Raw genomic sequence first — 17023 nt, 5'->3', positions numbered from 1 at the left:
AGATGAAAAAAGTTATAAAAGTCGGCACAAGGTCAAGTGAATTGGCTTTAAAGCAAACTGCAATGGTTATAAATGAAATAAAAAAGTTTAGGCAGGATTTTGAATTTGAAATAGTAAAGATAACCACACAAGGGGATGCATTAATTGACAAACCTGTTAGTGAAATAGGGGGAAAAGGGGTTTTTGTAAAAGAAATAGAAAGTGCATTGCTCAAAGGCGAAATTGACATGGCAGTCCACAGCATGAAGGACATGCCTTATGAAATACCTAAAGGGCTCAAACTCATGGCAGTTTTAAAAAGAAAAGACCCAAAGGATGTGTTTGTTTCAAGAGATGGTACGCAATTTATGGATTTAAAAGAAGGGGCTAAAATTGGGACCAGCAGTTTAAGAAGGCAAGTGCAGCTTAAAGCTTTAAAGCCAGACATACAGATTGTTCCAATAAGAGGTAATGTGAGGACGAGGCTCAAAAAAATGGAAGAACTAAACCTTGACGGCATTGTTTTGTCAGCGGCGGGTTTGCACAGGTTAGGATTGGAGAATATTATTACTGAGTATTTTCCACCTGATGTAGTTGTACCAGCACCTTGTCAGGGAATTCTTGCAGTAGAAATTGCAGAAAGTTTTGATAATATATTTCAAGAGTTTTATCCCTACATTGTTGATAGAAAAACATTTTTTGAGGCTTCTGTTGAAAGGGAACTTCTAAAAGCCTTTGGAGTTAATTGTAGACAGCCTTTTGGTGCCTATGCCCAATACAGAAAAGAGGAAGACGAAGAAAAAATAAACATAAAAGTTGCTTATCAAAAAGAGAATAAGCTTTTAAAAAGTGAAGTGACTGGCTTAATTGAAGAAACCGATAAAATGATAGAAAAGCTTATTGAAGAATTTGGAGGTATATGATGTCAGGGACTGTATATTTGATCGGAGCAGGACCTGGAGATATTGGGCTTTTAACATTGAGAGCAGTCGAACTAATAAAAAATGCAGATGTGCTGGTGTATGATAGGCTCATTAATGAAGATATTTTAAAAATGGCAAAAAAGGATGCAGAGCTTATTGATGTTGGAAAGTTTCCGGATAATCACAAAGTACCTCAAAATAAAATAAACGAAATAATTGCGAAAAAGGCCCTTTCTGGCAAAAAAGTAGCGAGAATTAAAGGAGGAGACCCATTTGTATTCGGAAGAGGTGGCGAAGAGGCTGAATACCTTTCACAAAAAAGGATACCTTATGAGGTAGTGCCAGGCATAACATCTGCAGTGGCTGTCCTATCCTATGCAGGAATTCCTGTAACTCATAGAGATTTAAGCTCTTCATTTCACGTAATAACGGGTCATGAATGGGAAGGGAAAGATAAAAACCTCGATTGGGGGGTCATATCAAAACTCGAGGGGACACTTGTATTTCTCATGGGGATAAAAAATATAGAAAAAATTGTGCAAAAACTTCTTAATTACGGCAAAGATCCTCATACACCAGCAGCAGTAGTAATGGAAGGCACTACTCCAAAGCAAAAAGTTGTAACTGGGAAACTCATTGATATTCCAAGTCTCGTCCGAAAAGAAGGAATAAAAAATCCGGGAGTTTTTGCTGTAGGAGATGTTGTGGCATTAAGGGATAGATTAAAATGGTACGAAAACAAAAAGCTTTTTGGAAAAAGGATTTTGCTTACAAGGACCTATGAACAGTCACAGCAGATGAAAAAAATTTTGAGCGAAGAGGGAGCAGATGTTGTTGTTTGTCCTACTATTAAAATCACGCCGTTTTTAGATAATATAGTAAAGTTTTTGGAAGAAATACATAAATTCGATTATGCTGTATTTACAAGTGTAAATGGCGTTTGGAGTTTTATTGAAGCTTCCCGAGAAAAAAGGTTTGATTTAAGAAATTTAAGTATTAAAGTAGTAGCGATAGGAAGTAAGACTGCGGAAGCTTTAGAAAATATTTTTATATATCCAGATATAATTCCTGAGGAATACACTTCATACTCTTTGGCAAATGCACTTAAAAAACATGTTGAAGGAAAAAACATAGCGCTTTTGACTTCTCAGATAGGTGGGGATATATTGATGGAAAGCCTAGGAAATTGCGCTAACGTACAAAAAATTGTCGCATATAAAAATGAACCAAATTATGAAATAAAGGGAAAGCTTATAAGTGAACTCCGCAAAGGAATAGATATTGCTGTATTTACAAGTTCCTCTACTTTTAATTATATGCATCAATTAATAGGAGACGAAATAAATCTTCTAAAAAACTCTAAAATAGCTGCAATAGGACCTGTAACAAAGAAAGCTATACAGGATAAAGGATTTAATGTAGACATAATGTCAAGTGAATACACAACGGAAAAACTTATTGAAGAAATATTAAAAAACTATCAAAACCAATAGAAAGAGGAGATAAAATGGATTTGGTAAAAAGGCCAAGAAGGCTTAGGATGAACAGCATTTTAAGGGATATGATAAGAGAAACTTCTTTAGATGTAGGCGACCTTATATATCCTCTTTTTGTTGTGCCAGGAGATAATATAAAAGAAGAGATAGATTCAATGCCGGGTGTTTACCATTTTTCTATAGATTTGCTTGTAGAAGAGGTTAAAGAAGTGCGTGACCTTGGAATTCCTGCTATTTTACTTTTTGGTGTGCCTTCATATAAAGATGAATTGGGGTCAGAGGCTTACAGTGAGGAAGGTATCGTTCAAAAAGCCGTAAGAGAAATAAAAGAAAAAGTGCCAGAAATTGTGGTAATAACAGATGTGTGTATGTGTGGGTATACAACTCATGGACACTGTGGTATTGTTGAAAATGGCCAAGTTCTAAATGACAAAACAGTAGACTACATAGCTAAAATAGCCTTGTCCCATGTTGAGGCAGGGGCGGATATTGTAGCGCCTTCTGACATGATGGATGGAAGAGTAGCTGCCATAAGAAAGCTTTTAGATAGTAAAGGATTTGTAAATACACCTATTATGGCTTACAGTGCTAAATACGCTTCCTCTTTTTATGGACCTTTTAGGGAAGCAGCCCATTCTGCTCCACAATTTGGCGATAGAAAGTCTTATCAAATGGACTATGGAAACTCCAATGAAGCTTTAAGAGAAATAGCTCTTGACATTGAAGAAGGAGCAGATATTGTCATGGTAAAGCCGGCACTTTCTTATCTTGATATTATAAGGCGGGTAAAGGATAATTTCAACATTCCTATTGCTGCTTATAATGTAAGTGGAGAATATTCAATGGTAAAGGCGGCAGCTAAGATGGGTTGGATTGATGAAAAATCGGTAGTCTTAGAAATACTCACTTCAATTAAAAGGGCAGGGGCAGACATAGTTATAACCTACTTTGCAAAGGATGTTGCGAAATGGCTTATTACCCTGTAATGCTTAATGTAAAAACAAAAAATGCCTTGTTGTAGGGGGTGGCAAAGTTGCTCTTAGAAAAATTTTATCTCTTGTTGAAGGAGAAGCTTTAGTTACTGCCATTTCTCCTTCTTTTGATGAAGGAATAATTGAGCTTGCAGCAAAAGAAAAGGTGGAACTTATAAGACGTGAGTATCAACAAGGAGATGTAAGGGGATTTTTTGTTGCGATTGCTGCTACAGATGATGAGAAGGTAAATAAATTTGTGGCGTCAGATGGAGAAAAATACAATGTGCTTGTAAATGTGGTTGATGATAAAGACCTTTCTTCTTTTATTGTACCTGCCATTGTAAAAAGGGGAGACTTAATTATTTCTATATCTACAAGTGGCAAAAGTCCACTTCTTTCGAGAATGATAAAAGAAAAATTGGAGTCAATTTTCAATGATGACTATGAAAAACTATTACAAAAACTATATCAGAAGAGGATGGAATTAAAGGAAAAAGATTTTGCTGAAGAAGAGAAAATGGCTATTTACAGAGAAATTATTGAAAAAAGCGGGCTGTTAAAATAATTCTACGTTAAGCCTTGAGAAATGTTTTTTATCAAAAGTAAATACTTTTTTGTTTCCTGAATTTATTGCGTGGGCAGCTATATACGCATCAATAAAATCAACATTATTTTCTTTATAGCTGTTTAGAGATAGAATTAATGTGTCCCGTTCTTCTGCTTCCACAGCTTCAGAACATATAAAGGTAATAAGCGTATCAGCTATTTGATCCTTTGATATCTTGTAGAAAGACTCAAGTGTCCATACTACTTCTGCAATAGTGAGAGGAGATACGAGAAGTTTTAATTCTCCGCTGTCCGCTTTTTTCATAATTTCATACGCTTTTGCATAAAATTCTTCATTGTCCTTTAAAAGGTATCTCAAAATGACATTGGCGTCAATCCATATTTTCTCCATTGTTATTTCTCCTTACTCTTTTATTTACCCAAATTTCTTTTGTATTTTCTGTTTCTTCATCAATGCTTTTGAATTTTACTTGAGATTTTAACGTTCCACCTAATTGTGAAAGCTTTTTCTTTTTTATTAATTTCAACACTATTTCTTTGTTGTCTTGTACTATGAAGATGACGTTATCTCCTATATCAGCGCCAATTGCTTTTCTGATTTCTGCAGGCAATTGAATTTGTCCTTTGCCTGTAATTGTAGACGTAGCATGTATCATTTTTTCACCTCCACATATCTTTTACTTAGATTATAATACATGATTTATTATTTTTCAATTACTTATGATTTATTCATGAAATTTAAACAGAGAATGATAAAAATTTAGGAAGAGGTGATTCTGTGAAAACTGATAAATCGCAAAAGCTTTTTGAAAAGGCTAAAAAACTTATGCCGGGTGGTGTCAATAGCCCTGTAAGGGCTTTTAAATCAGTAGGAGCTACTCCTGTTTTTATAAAAAAGGGGCAAGGAAGTCATATTTGGGATGAAGATGGCAATGAATACATAGACTACGTTCTTTCATGGGGACCGCTAATACTTGGGCATTCACATCCACAGGTGGTAGAAGCTATTAAAAAGCAGGCACAACTTGGGACCAGTTTTGGAGCCTGCACAGAGTTAGAAGTTAAGATGGCAGAAAAAGTAATTGAGGCTGTTCCATCTGTAGAAGTTGTCAGAATGGTAAATTCAGGCACAGAAGCCACTATGAGTGCTATAAGATTGGCAAGGGGATATACGGGCAGAGACATCATTGTAAAATTTGAAGGATGTTATCACGGACATTCTGACAGCTTACTTATAAAAGCAGGCTCAGGGGCACTTACTTTTGGAATGCCTGATTCAAAGGGCGTGACAAAAGAGGTAGCAAAGAACACAATTATAGCGAGATACAATGACATCAAAATGGTAGAAGATATTTTTAAAGTTTATGGTGAAAATATCGCTGGTGTCATTGTAGAACCTGTTGCCGGAAACATGGGTACTGTTTTGCCTGATGAAGAGTTTTTAAAGGGATTGAGAGAGATTACTACAAAGTATAAATCACTTTTAATTTTTGATGAAGTGATGACAGGTTTTAGAGTGTCTTATTCAGGGGCACAAGGACTTTACAACATTATGCCTGATATTACTACGCTTGGTAAAATTATTGGTGGAGGTCTTCCTGTTGGTGCCTATGGAGGAAGAGAAGAGATTATGAGAATGGTTTCTCCTGATGGACCGGTGTATCAAGCAGGGACTTTGTCTGGCAATCCTCTAGCAATGATAGCAGGCTTTGAGACTTTAAAAATATTATCTGAAACTTCCAATATTTATGAAGAGTTAGACAAGAAAGCAGAAAAATTGTGTAAAGGGCTAAAAGAAAGCATGGTTCAAAATGGAATTGATGTTACAATAAATAGAATAGGCAGCATGATGTGCATGTTTTTTAATAAACACGAAGTAAAAGACTATGAGTCTGCGCTAAAATCAAATACTACTTTGTACGCTAAATATTTTAGAGAGATGCTTAAAAGGGGAATATACATGCCGCCTTCGCAATTTGAAACCTTCTTTTTGTCAACTGCTCACACAGATGAAGACATTGAAAAAACGATTGAAACAAGTTTTGAAGTGGCGAAAATTATAAGTTAGCAATTAGAATAAAGGCATATTCACATTTATTGACAACTATTTGCAAAATGCTCGCTCTCAGACTCCGGCGGGGTTCCGGCCACATTCGACATCCTTGTCTCAGGTGGCCGCTTCCGCCATCCATGGCTCCAGCCCCGCCTCTGTCATCACACTTGCTAAGTTTAGTTACTGCTTTGTCGCGAGTCGCATTCCTTCACAAAATGCCAATCTTGCAAAATAGTTTGTTTACAGTTTTAAGCTGCTGAAAACTCAGCAGCTTAAAACTATTCATTTTTACTTTCTTTTTGTCCTTGAGGGAAAAATTGATGTAGAATATCCAAAGATAGAGGGAAAACTACTATGTTTGACCTGTCATTAGCTATTTCTCTTAAAGTTTGAAGATACCTAAGTTGCAGAGAAACGGGTTGTGAGGCTATGATGCGGGCAGCTTCAGCAAGTTTTGCCGCTGCTTGATATTCTCCATCAGCATTTATAATTTTAGCACGGCGTTCCCTTTCTGCTTCTGCTTGTGCTGCCATGGCCCTTTGCATGCTTTGTGGTAGTTCTACATCCCTTATTTCCACAAGATTCACTTTTACTCCCCATGGCTCTGTTCCCTCATCTATAATCTCGCGAAGCCTCTTGTTTATTTCTTCTCTGTGAGATAATAATTCGTCTAAGTCAGACTGACCTAAAACGCTTCTTAGTGTAGTTTGTGCCAGCTGAGATGTTGCTCTTATGTGGTCTAAAACTTTTATAACAGCGTTGGCAGGGTCTATTACTCTGAAGTATACTACTGCATTTACTTTAACAGTAACGTTGTCTCTTGTAATTGCCTCTTGTGTTGGTACTTCCATTGTTATGACTCTCAAATCTACTTTTTGCATTCTCTCTATTATAGGAATCAAGAAAAATATTCCTGGTCCTCTTACACCTACGTAGCGCCCGAGACGAAAAATTACGCCCCTTTCGTATTCCTGTACTATTCTAATGGATGCGGAAATTAAACTTATAAGGATTATTAATAAGGTGAATAGAAATGCAAAACTCTCAATCATTTTTTTTACTGCCTCCCTCTTTTATTTTTTCAACTTTAACTGTCAAACCCTCTACTGCTGTAATGACCACCTTTTCGCCTTTTGCAATATACTCTTTAGATTCTGCCTGCCACCTTTCTCCTTCTACCAAGACTATGCCATTTGGATTAATATCACTTACTGCAATACCTATTTCACCAATTAGACCTTCTACTCCTGTGACTACTTTTCTCTTTTGAGCTTTTATAACAGCAGCTAAGAGGAAAGAAACAAAAGCTGCCATGAAAAAGGCTGTTGCGAAAACTACTCCTTTGTTTATAGTGAGCCCCATTTGGTTTCCACTAAATAACATTAAAGAGCCAAGTACGAAGGAAGTTATACCGCCCACTGCTAAAATTCCATGGCTTACCACAAAGGCCTCAGATGCCAAAAGCACAAGCCCTAATATGACAAGAAGCATTCCACTTAATTGAGCATTTAATGTTCCAAGTGTGTAGAGGCCTAAAAGTAAGCTTATTCCTCCTGCCACACCGGGAAAGATAGCCCCAGGATGATAAAGCTCCAATACAATGCCCAAGATACCAGCGCTCATGAGAAGATAAGCAATATTTGGATCGCTTATTGCAAAGAGAAATTTTTGAGCTGAAGACATTGGGAAGTATTTGATTGGACCATCAGTTTGCAAAGTTGTAATTGTGCCGTCAAAATTTTTGACTGTAAGGCCGTTTATTTTTTTTAGAAGGTCATTTAAATTAGTAGCTTTAAAATCGACTAAATGGGCATTTAATGCTTCTGTGTCAGTAAAAGATTTGCTTTCAATAACTGCCATTTCAGCATTTTTGGGGTCTCTCCCTCTGTTTTCTGCGATGCTTCTTATCCAGGCAGCAGCGTCATGAGTGAGTTTTTGCCTTTGTACATCTGATAAAGCAGAGTCGTCTTCCATTGACACAGGATGGGCAGCGCCTATTCTACTTCCAGGAGCCATTGCAGCGACATTTGCTGAAAGTGTTATGAAAGTACCAGCAGAACCCGCCCAAGCTCCTGCGGGGGAGACATATACTACAACAGGAATAGGAGAATTTAGTATTTTTGTGACGATTTTTTGAGTAGTAGAATACAAACCGCCAGGTGTGGAAAGTTCTATGACTATACAACTTGCACCATTTTTTTCTGCTTCCTGAAGACCGCTTTCAATGTAATCTGCGACAACTGGTACAATAGGGCCATCAATGGATAGTACATAAACGGGGCTTTGGGGCGGAACTGCTTTTAAAGAAGAAAGTGGCAGTATAACAAAAATTAACAAGATTATAAATAGTAAAATTTTCCTTAAATTAAACACTTTTTGTTCCCCCTTTAATAACATTTTAACATAACTGAAAAATTTTATATAGTATTTTATGTGATTGACAGAAATTTTTTTGAAAGATTTACGCCACATGAAATAGATTTAGCTATTAAGTTGGCGCCAAGATCTGTAATAACTTCTACGCTTATAAATAATACACTTTCGTGGATTTTTATCGTATTAGCTCTTTATGCTATAATCAAATGGGTATTTAGAGGAAAAGCGGATGTAGTACAATTATTTTCAATTACTGGTTATGCCTATACTCCTGTTTTAATATATTTTCTAATATGCTTTATTGCATCCTTTTTTACGGGACAACTTTATGTGAATATGTCTTTAGCTATATTTATCCCTTCTAAAAGGAACTACAATATATGGCTTTTTGAGAAGTATTGATCCCTTCATGGTGTGGCAGTTTGTTATAATAGCTATAGGAATAAAAATGTCAAGTGGAATGAAGGAAGAGCGATGTTTATTGGGTTACAGTTTTTGCGTTTCTTGTGACGGTGTTTGTGAATATTGATTATTATAAACTGCTGGATTGATATGCAAGAAATGACAGGAGGAAAGCTCGAAATCACTGACAAAAGCCCTATTTTTACGCAGCATGCTAACAAATTTATTCTTAGGGGTGAAGAAACTTAAATGAAAAATAAGAGAAAAGTAGAAGTTATTGATTATCAATCAGATTGGAAGAAAAAATTTGAAGATGAAGCAGAAATATTAAGGGAAATATTGAAAGATATAATCGTTGATATTCACCATATTGGTAGTACAGCTATTCCGAATATAAAAGCTAAACCGATAATTGATATTTTAATTGAGGTTAAAGAAATAGATAAAGTAGACCAATTTAATGACAAGCTAATTCAACAAGGCTATATTCCTTTAGGAGAAAACGGAATCCCAAATCGGAGATTTTTCATAAAAGGGGATGAGATTAATCGTACACATCATGTTCATATTTTTCAAACTGGAAATCCCGAAATTGCACGTCATATTCGATTTAGGGATTATCTAATAAATCATCCAGATGAGGCAAAAGCCTATTCTGACTTGAAAGACGAATTAGCCAAAAAGTATCCCTATAATATTGAGGAATATATTAAAGGGAAGGATCACTTTATCAAAGAGATTGATCAAAAGGCAACGAAAGAACGATAGACAAGGGGACGGTTCCCTTGCCTATCCTTTTTATAATATTTCTTCTAATGTCTTTTTAATTTCAATGAGGAAACTTTCTGTATTTACAACAGTTTTATTTGGCAAGTCAGAAAGCATAGCTAAGTCTTTTGTCATTATGCCCTTTTCAATTGTCTGAAGGGATGCTTTTTCAAGTTTATCTGCGAAGTTTACAAGGTCTTCTATTCCGTCAAGTTCTCCTCTCTTTTTCAAAGCACCTGTCCATGCGAAAATTGTAGCAATAGAATTTGTAGAAGTTTCTTCTCCTTTAAGGTATTTATAATAATGCCTTGTAACTGTTCCATGAGCTGCTTCAAATTCGTATTTACCATCAGGAGATACCAGTACAGAAGTCATCATGGCGAGGCTTCCAAATGCTGTTGCTACCATATCTGACATCACATCGCCGTCATAATTTTTGCATGCCCAAATCATTCCGCCTTCAGACCTTACAATTCGAGCTACGGCATCGTCAATAAGGGTATAAAAATATTCAATTCCTGCTTCTTCAAATTTTTCTTTATATTCATTTTCATATATTTCCTGGAATATGTCTTTAAATCTGTGGTCATATATTTTTGATATGGTGTCTTTGGTCGCAAACCACAAATCCTGCTTGGTGTCTAAGGCATAGTTAAAACATGCTCTTGCAAAACTCTTTATTGATTCATCAGTGTTGTGCATGCCGAGGATAACTCCAGGACCTTCAAATTCATGTATTGTCTGCTTTGACACTTCACCACTTTTTGATACGAAAACAAGTTCTGCTTTTCCTTTATTTTCGACTCTGTATTCCACATCTTTATAAATGTCTCCATAGGCATGCCTTGCAATTGTAATGGGCTTTTTCCATGTTTTTACGAGAGGTTTGATACTTTCTACAATAATAGGTGTGCGAAAAACTGTTCCGTCAAGTATTGCTCTGATTGTACCATTAGGGCTTTTCCACATTTTTTTAAGATTGTATTCTTCAACTCTCTGGGCATTGGGAGTAATTGTTGCACATTTTACACCAACACCATATTTTTTGATGGCATATGCCGCATCAACTGTGACTTGGTCCTCTGTTTCGTTTCTGTTTTTAATTCCAAGGTCATAATATTCCGTTTTGAGGTCTATATAGGGCTCTAAAAGTATTTCTTTTATCAATTTCCATATGATTCTTGTCATTTCGTCCCCGTCCATTTCAACGAGGGGAACCTTCATTTGAATTTTATCAGCCATTTATTTCTCTCCTTTGTTTAAAATATAACAAAAACTTCGAAAATTTATCAATACAAATTGATAAAGCATAACTTGAATATTATTATATAGGATAAGTCATATTTTCGCAACAGAAAAATTATTTTATCCTTTTCGTTCCAAATTCCACAAATTTAATTTTAAATATTGTATAATATTTTATGGAATTAATAAATTTTTAAAAATGTTTATAGCATTTTGGGGGTATTAAAAATGGACTTTTTATGTCCACAAAAGGAATTACTTTCTTCTTATAAACGATGCAGTAAAATGGGTATCGACACTTCAATAACTGCACCATTAATAATGCTAAAATCAAGCAGGTTTAGAAAATGATGTAATTATACTTTCGATAGACAATAACAAGGAAGGATAAAAGATTTGCTTACTGTTAAAAATTTATACAAAAAATACAATAAAAGCAAGGTTATAGTTTTAAACAATATATCTATGGATATAAATAAAGGGGAAATAGTAGGACTTCTCGGCCCGAATGGAGCAGGGAAAACCACTTTACTCAAAATAATATGCGGTTTAACAATTCCTGATTCAGGTGAAGTTATTATGAAGTTATTATATCTAATATCAAAATGGAAGACAAAACTCGATTAAAAATAATGAAAAAATAGGCGTAGTACTTGAAGGCAACAAGAATTTATACTGGGCTATTTCTGTCCTTGATAATTACTATTATTTTGGAAGTATAAAGGGGAAAACAATGGGAGAATTAAAGAAAAATATAGAAAAATATGCAGACGTTCTAAAAACGAAAGAATTATTAACACGAAAAGTAAACACTCTTTCAATGGGTCAAAAAGAAAGGGTAACAATAACTGCTTCTTTACTTCACGAACCGGAGCTTTTAATTTTGGATGAACCTTCCAATGGATTAGATATAGAATCACGTATCTTACTTACCAGTGCTATTAAGACTTTGAGAGAGGAGATGAAGATAACAGTATTGATTGCTTCCCATGATACTGACTTTTTAAGAAAAACAGCTGATTCCTCCTTTTGGGGTATATGATGTATGCCATGGGACTTATTTTGGGAGGACTTTCTCTAATAGCAAAAAGAATTAATTAATTGACGCTACTTATACAAATCCTGCTTCTTTTTGTAACAGACACATTGAGTAAAACATCTCCTTCTAGCGCAATTAGTTGCATTATACCTCTTACAGTGGGAAATGATATAGCAAGAAAATCCGTAAGTAATATTGCTATTTCTTACAATGAGTGGCTGATGCTTATACTTGTGAGTATGCTGTGGTTTGTAGTTGGTTCGGTAGTTTTTGGCATGAGTAGTAGATACGCCAGAAAAAATGGATTATTGGGTACATATTAGCTTTCTTTGGACTGGAGGAATCGCCATTGTGAGCACGAGTTAATTAATACCTATCTCTAAGGAAGAACCTATTTAACAACACACCACTGATAAATCCTCCTATGTGCGCCCACCAGGCTATTCCACCAACCGTTGTACCACCAATGACAGAGTAGACCGTGCCGGAATAGAGCTGGGTCAGGAACCATAGGAAGAGATAGACTACGGCGTGTATTGGGAGGAAGACTGGAACCAGGAAAAAGGTTGGTACCAGGGTGATTATCCTTGCCGACGGGAATAATATGAAGTAAGCACCCATAACGCCTGCAATAGCTCCAGAAGCCCCTACCACCGGCACTGGTGAGATGGGATTAAAAACCAGGTGAAATACACCTGCGATTACCCCACTAAGGATGTAGAAAATGAGGAATCTTATATGACCCATTCTATCTTCAACATTATCTCCGAACAGCCAAAGTATCCACATGTTGCTAATTAGGTGAAATGTGTTACCGTGAAGAAACATACTGGTGATAAAAGGGTATAAGTCGCTGCCGGAAAACGGTACACCGGATATAACCAGTTTTGTAATTTTTGCCGGTATAAGCCCGTATTTGTAAACAAACCCGGCAAAAGTGCTGTATGAAGCACTTGAAAGAGTGAAGAAGATGATCGAATTTATTATTATGAGCAGGAGCGTAATGAGGGGTGGTCGTCTGCTTGGTATATTATCCCTGATTGGAAACATCTTTAACCCTCCACTTTTTTTATTCTACCTTTGCAGGAAAACCGAGTTCCGTATCAAATCAAAATTATATTAAGATTATAGCACAAGTAATTCTGAAAAAGTAATATTGTAATGATTAAGTAAATTTATTAAGTGCCAGGAAAAGAGGAGGTTAAAACAGTTGAAATTAGTAGTAAAAAATGACATAATTTTGATTGGGTGATGATAAATGTTATTAACTATAAAAAAGGTTAAAGAGCTGTATGATATAAGCAGAATTACATTAATAAACTGGGAAAAGGAAGGCTTAATAACCCCAGTTAGGACACCAAAAGGAAGAAGAAGGTACAAAAAAGAAGATATAGAGAAGTTATTAGGCATGCTGGAAGAAAAACCAAAACCTAAAGTGAGTGTCCACAAAGAAACAAGAAGAATATCTTAAGAATCAAATTAGAAGGCTTGAAGAATACGCTAATTCCCAAGGATGGCAGTATGAAGTCATATCCGAAATAGCAAGTGGAGTAAATTAAAATAGAAGAGGCTTATTAAAGCTTTTGAACAAGATAAAAAGAGGAGAAGTTGAAAAAGTTGTAATAGAATATCCTGATAGACTAGCGAGATTTGGCTTTGAATATCTCAAATTTTTCATGGAAAGCTTTGGAGTGGAGCTTATAGTTTTAAATGGGAAAGAAAACGAAGAAGATGCAAATAAAGAACTAGCAGAAGACTTAATAGCAATAGTAACATCTTTCGCAGCAAGAATTTACGGACAACGGGGTGGCAAAAAGCATGATAGTAATACAGGCTAAACTTATTTTTCTAACTCAACAAGACAAACAAATAGTATTAGATTTAATGAAAAGATGGTCATCCTGCATGAGATTTGCATACAAAAGGCTTTTAGAAGGCTATGATAGAAAAACATTAAAAAGAGACCTTCAAGGAACATTTGATTTAAACTCAAGATATGTAGATGATGCAATAATGAAAGCAAGAAGCACATTAGAATCCTCTAAAGAATTAGGGAGTAATCCGAAGAAAGTAATCTTTGGAGGAAGAAAATTATTTAAAAAACTACAAAAACGCCATATAAACGGGAAAGCATATAAAAAATTAAAAATTAGGTGGCATGAGAAAAGAAAAGGGAATCTCTATTCAAGAGGGGATAAAAGCAAAAAAGGAAATCTCAACACAAGAATAGAAGTAAGAAAAAATGGCACTTTTTTAAGGATAAATGTAGGGGAAAGAAAGTACGTATATGCGAAGATACAGGCGGGATGGAAGAAGAATAAAAACAGAGAAGAGATACTTCAGGAAATTGCCAAATCAAACATGCCATACTCTGTAGAATTAAAACTTAAAAATGGCAATATATACGCTTATTTTGCTATTGAAGAAGAATATCCAGAAATAAAAATAACAAAAGAAAAAGGAGCAATAGGGATAGATATAAATGCATATCCAGACAACATATCATGGGCAGAGACAAATGAAAAAGGGAATCTAATAAGCTATGGGAATATGTCAATGCCAGAGCTTGCAAGTGGAGATAAAGACAAAAGAGAATATTTCAGATGGCAGTATGCTCATGAAATAGTAAAAATAGCAAAAGAGAAAGGAAAAGCAATTGTAATTGAAGAATTAGAAATAAAAGACAAAGGCAAAAGAGGGGACTTTTCAGGGAGAAAATCAAGAAGGATAAGACATAATTTTAGCTATAAATCACTTCTTTCAAAAATAAAAACACTAGCAAGAAGAGAAAGGATAGAAGTAACAGAAGTCAATCCTTCTTACACCTCAATAATAGGGATGTTAAAATATGCACCGCAGTATATGATAACAAAAGATATAGCAGCGGCCTATGTAATAGCAAGAAGGGGGTTGGGACTACAAGAAAAGATACCAGATAATTATATAAAGTTTCTCAACACATTGACTGAAAAGGAATTAGAAGAATTAAAAGAGCATATAAAAAACACAGTCAAAAACAGACATTTAAAGAAAAAGCATTTGAGAGAAATAGACAAAGCAATAGAATTTTTACAAAGCCTTGAGAGTGAGTCAGAAAGGGTATTGAAACCTCTGGATGGAACAAGTTTTAGTACCTATGATTTCTGGCAAGTTCTCAAGGTAGCGGTGGTGACTCCATTCTCTCCTGAGAAGGTACCAAGAGACTTCTCTACCCTGAAAGGATTACTAATTCAGGGCAAGTGGGGAGACCCGTGAGGGCGCAAGTTCCTGCTTCTTGGGGCAGGGGCTATGGCTTTCCCAAAAACCGCCTGCTGGGCTGGGAAAGTCTGAAGGGCGGACTACAAATACCCCAGCTATCTAAACTGTACATTTTTGTACAGTTTGGGTGACCAGGATACAAATGAGAGTTATTGAGGTTAAGAATTTAACAAAAGTTTATTGCGCTTATGAAGGGAAAAGTCTTGGAAGGATTTTTAAAAGACTATGGAGTAGGGAAAGTGTAAAAGAAGTTAAAGCATTAGATAATGTCAGCTTTTCTATTGATTTGGGTGAAAGTGTAGGGCTAATTGGAGTAAATGGGGCTGGAAAATCCACAATCATAAAAATTTTAACAGGGATTTTAGAGCCTACAGAGGGTGTGGTCAGAGTATTTGGCAATATTCCTTCAAAACATAGAATGAAAAACAATTATAGAATTGGGGCAGTATTTGGACAAAGAACCCAGTTAAGATGGGACCTGCCAGCTTATGAGTCTTACAGCTTGCTGAAGGAAATTTATAATGTAGATGATAAAGTTTTTAAAGAAAGGCTTGATTATTTTTCTGAAGTGCTTGATATAAAAGAAATTATGCATAGACCAGTAAGGACATTGAGTTTAGGTGAAAAGATGAGGGCTGAGTTATGCGCTGCTTTTCTACACGGGCCGGAGATTGTGTTTTTAGATGAGCCTACCATAGGTTTAGATGTTTTTAGCAAAGAGGCCTTACTTCATTTTTTAAAAGAAATCAAGAAAGAGAAGAAAGTTACAATTATTCTCACTACCCACGATTTATCTGACATTGAGGAGGTAAGTGATAGAATAATAATTTTGGATAGAGGTAAGATTCTCCTTGATGCTTCAAAAGATGAAGTTTTAAACACATTAGAAGTTGGAAGCCAAATCATCTTTACACTGAAAAACAAAGAAGCAGTAATACCACAAAGTGTAAAAAGTTTGCTTTTTAGTATATCTAAAAACTTTTTAAAGGTTGACAACGTTTCTAAAGATTTAGTGCCTCAAGTGCTTACAGATGTATTTAGTTACAATACTGTGTTAGGAGTAGAAATAAAATATCCTGACTTTAAAGATATTGTAAAACAAATTTGTCTTCAAAATAAAGATAGGGGCAGGTAAAATGGAGACAATCTCTACAAAGGCAAAATTGGGTTTTAAATTGATAAAAATAGGGTTTGAAAGCCAATACATTTACAGATTAGGTACCTTTTTAGTTTTTTATCTGGTCTGCTTTACCTAATTATGCAGTATTTTTTGTGGCGGGCTATATATCATTCCGGCGATATAAAACAGTATAGTTTTAATGATATTATTTTTTATATCTTTTTAGCCCAGATTATAAGTTACGTGTTTCCAACGGATGTAAGTAGTAAAATAGCTTTTCATGTTAGAACAGGAGACATCATTCATTTACTTTTAAAACCAGTTAAAATTGAAACACAGCTATTTTATGAATCTCTGGGCAAAAGTGCATATAGGTTATTAATAAATGGGGGATTCATCTTTATAGTTCTGTTGGTTCTTCTTCCTTATAAATTAGAACTGACAGTTTTAAGATTTTTTCAATTTGCACTTATACTTTTACTGTCATATGTTTTTGTGTTCTTTTTTGAACTGCTGATGGGGATTATAGCTTTTTATACCACCAGTACTTGGGGAATACAAAGCTTTAAATATGTCATAGTGGGAATATTTTCAGGAAGATTGATGCCAATATCTCTCTATCCTCCTGTTTTTAGAAAGATAGTTGATTGGCTTCCTTTTAGAATAATTTATTTTACACCCATAGAGTTTATTATGAATAAAGCCAATTATGATTTTTGTAATGTAGTAAAATATCAAACTGTATCAATTGCTTTATTGCTTTTATTGTATGTTCTTGTCTATAGAAATGCCTTAAAGAAAATAAAGGTACAAGGTGGTTAAT

19 protein-coding genes and 1 pseudogene are annotated in these 17023 nt (G+C 35.2%); 14 read left to right on the top strand and 6 right to left on the bottom strand.

The annotated features are described in order from the left end of the window. Positions 1–2: 2 nt before the first annotated feature. The 4 genes from hemC to THESIDRAFT1_RS00805 all read left to right on the top strand — a co-directional run bounded on the left by hemC (position 3) and on the right by THESIDRAFT1_RS00805 (position 3937). A complete protein-coding gene (gene hemC / locus THESIDRAFT1_RS00820; RefSeq protein WP_006569204.1) occupies positions 3–902 on the top strand; it encodes a hydroxymethylbilane synthase in 900 nt (299 codons plus the stop codon). Further along, positions 902–2395: a uroporphyrinogen-III C-methyltransferase gene (cobA, locus tag THESIDRAFT1_RS00815; RefSeq protein ID WP_006569203.1), complete on the top strand. Its 1494-nt coding sequence runs from the start codon at positions 902–904 to the stop codon at positions 2393–2395. Before hemC ends, cobA begins: the two co-directional genes overlap by 1 nt. A gap of 14 nt (positions 2396–2409) precedes the next feature. Beyond that, positions 2410–3384 carry a porphobilinogen synthase gene (gene hemB / locus THESIDRAFT1_RS00810; RefSeq protein ID WP_006569202.1) on the top strand — a complete coding sequence of 325 codons (975 nt, stop codon included), beginning with the start codon at positions 2410–2412 and terminating at the stop codon, positions 3382–3384. Positions 3385–3445: 61 nt separating this feature from the next. Continuing rightward, positions 3446–3937, top strand: a complete 492-nt coding sequence (locus THESIDRAFT1_RS00805) for a precorrin-2 dehydrogenase/sirohydrochlorin ferrochelatase family protein (RefSeq protein ID WP_244262780.1) — start codon at positions 3446–3448, stop codon at positions 3935–3937. Here THESIDRAFT1_RS00805 and THESIDRAFT1_RS00800 read toward each other — a convergent pair. Then, positions 3929–4330, bottom strand: coding sequence for a PIN domain-containing protein (locus THESIDRAFT1_RS00800; protein ID WP_006569200.1), 402 nt, complete (start codon positions 4328–4330; stop codon positions 3929–3931). The two genes, THESIDRAFT1_RS00805 and THESIDRAFT1_RS00800, sit on opposite strands and share 9 nt — an antisense overlap. Beyond that, positions 4311–4595: an AbrB/MazE/SpoVT family DNA-binding domain-containing protein gene (locus THESIDRAFT1_RS00795; protein WP_003867142.1), complete on the bottom strand. Its 285-nt coding sequence runs from the start codon at positions 4593–4595 to the stop codon at positions 4311–4313. Before THESIDRAFT1_RS00795 ends, THESIDRAFT1_RS00800 begins: the two co-directional genes overlap by 20 nt. A 122-nt stretch (positions 4596–4717) precedes the next feature. Here THESIDRAFT1_RS00795 and hemL point away from each other — a divergent pair, with 122 nt between their 5' ends. Continuing rightward, positions 4718–6007 (top strand): glutamate-1-semialdehyde 2,1-aminomutase, encoded by a 1290-nt coding sequence (gene hemL / locus THESIDRAFT1_RS00790; protein ID WP_006569199.1) that lies wholly within the window; start codon positions 4718–4720, stop codon positions 6005–6007. A 263-nt stretch (positions 6008–6270) separates the two neighbouring features. Here hemL and THESIDRAFT1_RS00785 read toward each other — a convergent pair whose 3' ends face one another. Both THESIDRAFT1_RS00785 and THESIDRAFT1_RS00780 read right to left on the bottom strand, forming a co-directional pair. Beyond that, positions 6271–7044, bottom strand: a complete 774-nt coding sequence (locus tag THESIDRAFT1_RS00785; RefSeq protein WP_006569198.1) for a slipin family protein — start codon at positions 7042–7044, stop codon at positions 6271–6273. After that, positions 7037–8365, bottom strand: coding sequence for an NfeD family protein (locus tag THESIDRAFT1_RS00780; protein ID WP_006569197.1), 1329 nt, complete (start codon positions 8363–8365; stop codon positions 7037–7039). The genes THESIDRAFT1_RS00785 and THESIDRAFT1_RS00780 overlap by 8 nt, the downstream gene beginning before the upstream one ends. Positions 8366–8425: 60 nt before the next feature. Between THESIDRAFT1_RS00780 and THESIDRAFT1_RS00775 the strand changes: the two genes are divergently transcribed. Together THESIDRAFT1_RS00775 and THESIDRAFT1_RS00770 are read left to right on the top strand one after the other, a co-directional pair. Next, the gene (locus THESIDRAFT1_RS00775; protein ID WP_006569196.1) at positions 8426–8770 is read left to right on the top strand and encodes a YIP1 family protein; all 345 of its coding nucleotides are present in this window, start codon (positions 8426–8428) and stop codon (positions 8768–8770) included. A gap of 249 nt (positions 8771–9019) precedes the next feature. Then, positions 9020–9538 (top strand): GrpB family protein, encoded by a 519-nt coding sequence (locus tag THESIDRAFT1_RS00770; RefSeq protein ID WP_003870852.1) that lies wholly within the window; start codon positions 9020–9022, stop codon positions 9536–9538. A gap of 30 nt (positions 9539–9568) precedes the next feature. Here the strand turns inward: THESIDRAFT1_RS00770 and THESIDRAFT1_RS00765 are convergent, their stop codons facing one another. Beyond that, positions 9569–10780 carry an NADP-dependent isocitrate dehydrogenase gene (locus THESIDRAFT1_RS00765; RefSeq protein WP_006569195.1) on the bottom strand — a complete coding sequence of 404 codons (1212 nt, stop codon included), beginning with the start codon at positions 10778–10780 and terminating at the stop codon, positions 9569–9571. Between the two features lie 399 nt (positions 10781–11179). Here THESIDRAFT1_RS00765 and THESIDRAFT1_RS14470 point away from each other — a divergent pair, with 399 nt between their 5' ends. The 3 genes from THESIDRAFT1_RS14470 to THESIDRAFT1_RS00750 are packed head-to-tail and all read left to right on the top strand — an operon-like array spanning position 11180 to position 12145. After that, the gene (locus THESIDRAFT1_RS14470; RefSeq protein ID WP_003867135.1) at positions 11180–11410 is read left to right on the top strand and encodes an ATP-binding cassette domain-containing protein; all 231 of its coding nucleotides are present in this window, start codon (positions 11180–11182) and stop codon (positions 11408–11410) included. Then, a complete protein-coding gene (locus THESIDRAFT1_RS14465) occupies positions 11406–11825 on the top strand; it encodes an ATP-binding cassette domain-containing protein (RefSeq protein ID WP_341853116.1) in 420 nt (139 codons plus the stop codon). The genes THESIDRAFT1_RS14470 and THESIDRAFT1_RS14465 overlap by 5 nt, the downstream gene beginning before the upstream one ends. Before the next feature lie 59 nt (positions 11826–11884). Next, entirely contained in the window at positions 11885–12145 is a 261-nt protein-coding gene (locus THESIDRAFT1_RS00750; protein ID WP_244262696.1) for a hypothetical protein, read from the top strand. 43 nt (positions 12146–12188) lie between these two features. Here THESIDRAFT1_RS00750 and THESIDRAFT1_RS00745 read toward each other — a convergent pair whose 3' ends face one another. Then, positions 12189–12872: a rhomboid family intramembrane serine protease gene (locus tag THESIDRAFT1_RS00745; protein WP_003867132.1), complete on the bottom strand. Its 684-nt coding sequence runs from the start codon at positions 12870–12872 to the stop codon at positions 12189–12191. 208 nt (positions 12873–13080) lie between these two features. On the opposite strand from THESIDRAFT1_RS00745, the pseudogene THESIDRAFT1_RS12800 reads away from it, so the two are divergent. The 4 genes and pseudogenes from THESIDRAFT1_RS12800 (at position 13081) to THESIDRAFT1_RS00720 (ending at position 17022) form a co-directional block, all read left to right on the top strand. After that, positions 13081–13660 (top strand): annotated as a pseudogene (locus tag THESIDRAFT1_RS12800) (IS607 family transposase). Further along, positions 13641–15077: an IS200/IS605 family accessory protein TnpB-related protein gene (locus THESIDRAFT1_RS00730; RefSeq protein WP_006569194.1), complete on the top strand. Its 1437-nt coding sequence runs from the start codon at positions 13641–13643 to the stop codon at positions 15075–15077. The pseudogene THESIDRAFT1_RS12800 and the gene THESIDRAFT1_RS00730 overlap by 20 nt, the downstream one beginning before the upstream one ends. Positions 15078–15222: 145 nt before the next feature. Beyond that, positions 15223–16215, top strand: coding sequence for an ABC transporter ATP-binding protein (locus THESIDRAFT1_RS00725; RefSeq protein WP_006569193.1), 993 nt, complete (start codon positions 15223–15225; stop codon positions 16213–16215). Between the two features lie 135 nt (positions 16216–16350). Then, complete coding sequence (locus THESIDRAFT1_RS00720) at positions 16351–17022, top strand: ABC transporter permease (protein WP_244262695.1); 672 nt, start codon at positions 16351–16353, stop codon at positions 17020–17022. Position 17023: the final 1 nt, after the last annotated feature.

It is taken from the genome of Thermoanaerobacter siderophilus SR4, from assembly GCF_000262445.1.
Lineage (GTDB): Bacteria > Bacillota > Thermoanaerobacteria > Thermoanaerobacterales > Thermoanaerobacteraceae > Thermoanaerobacter > Thermoanaerobacter ethanolicus.
This window is presented reverse-complemented; position numbering and strand designations above follow the sequence as displayed.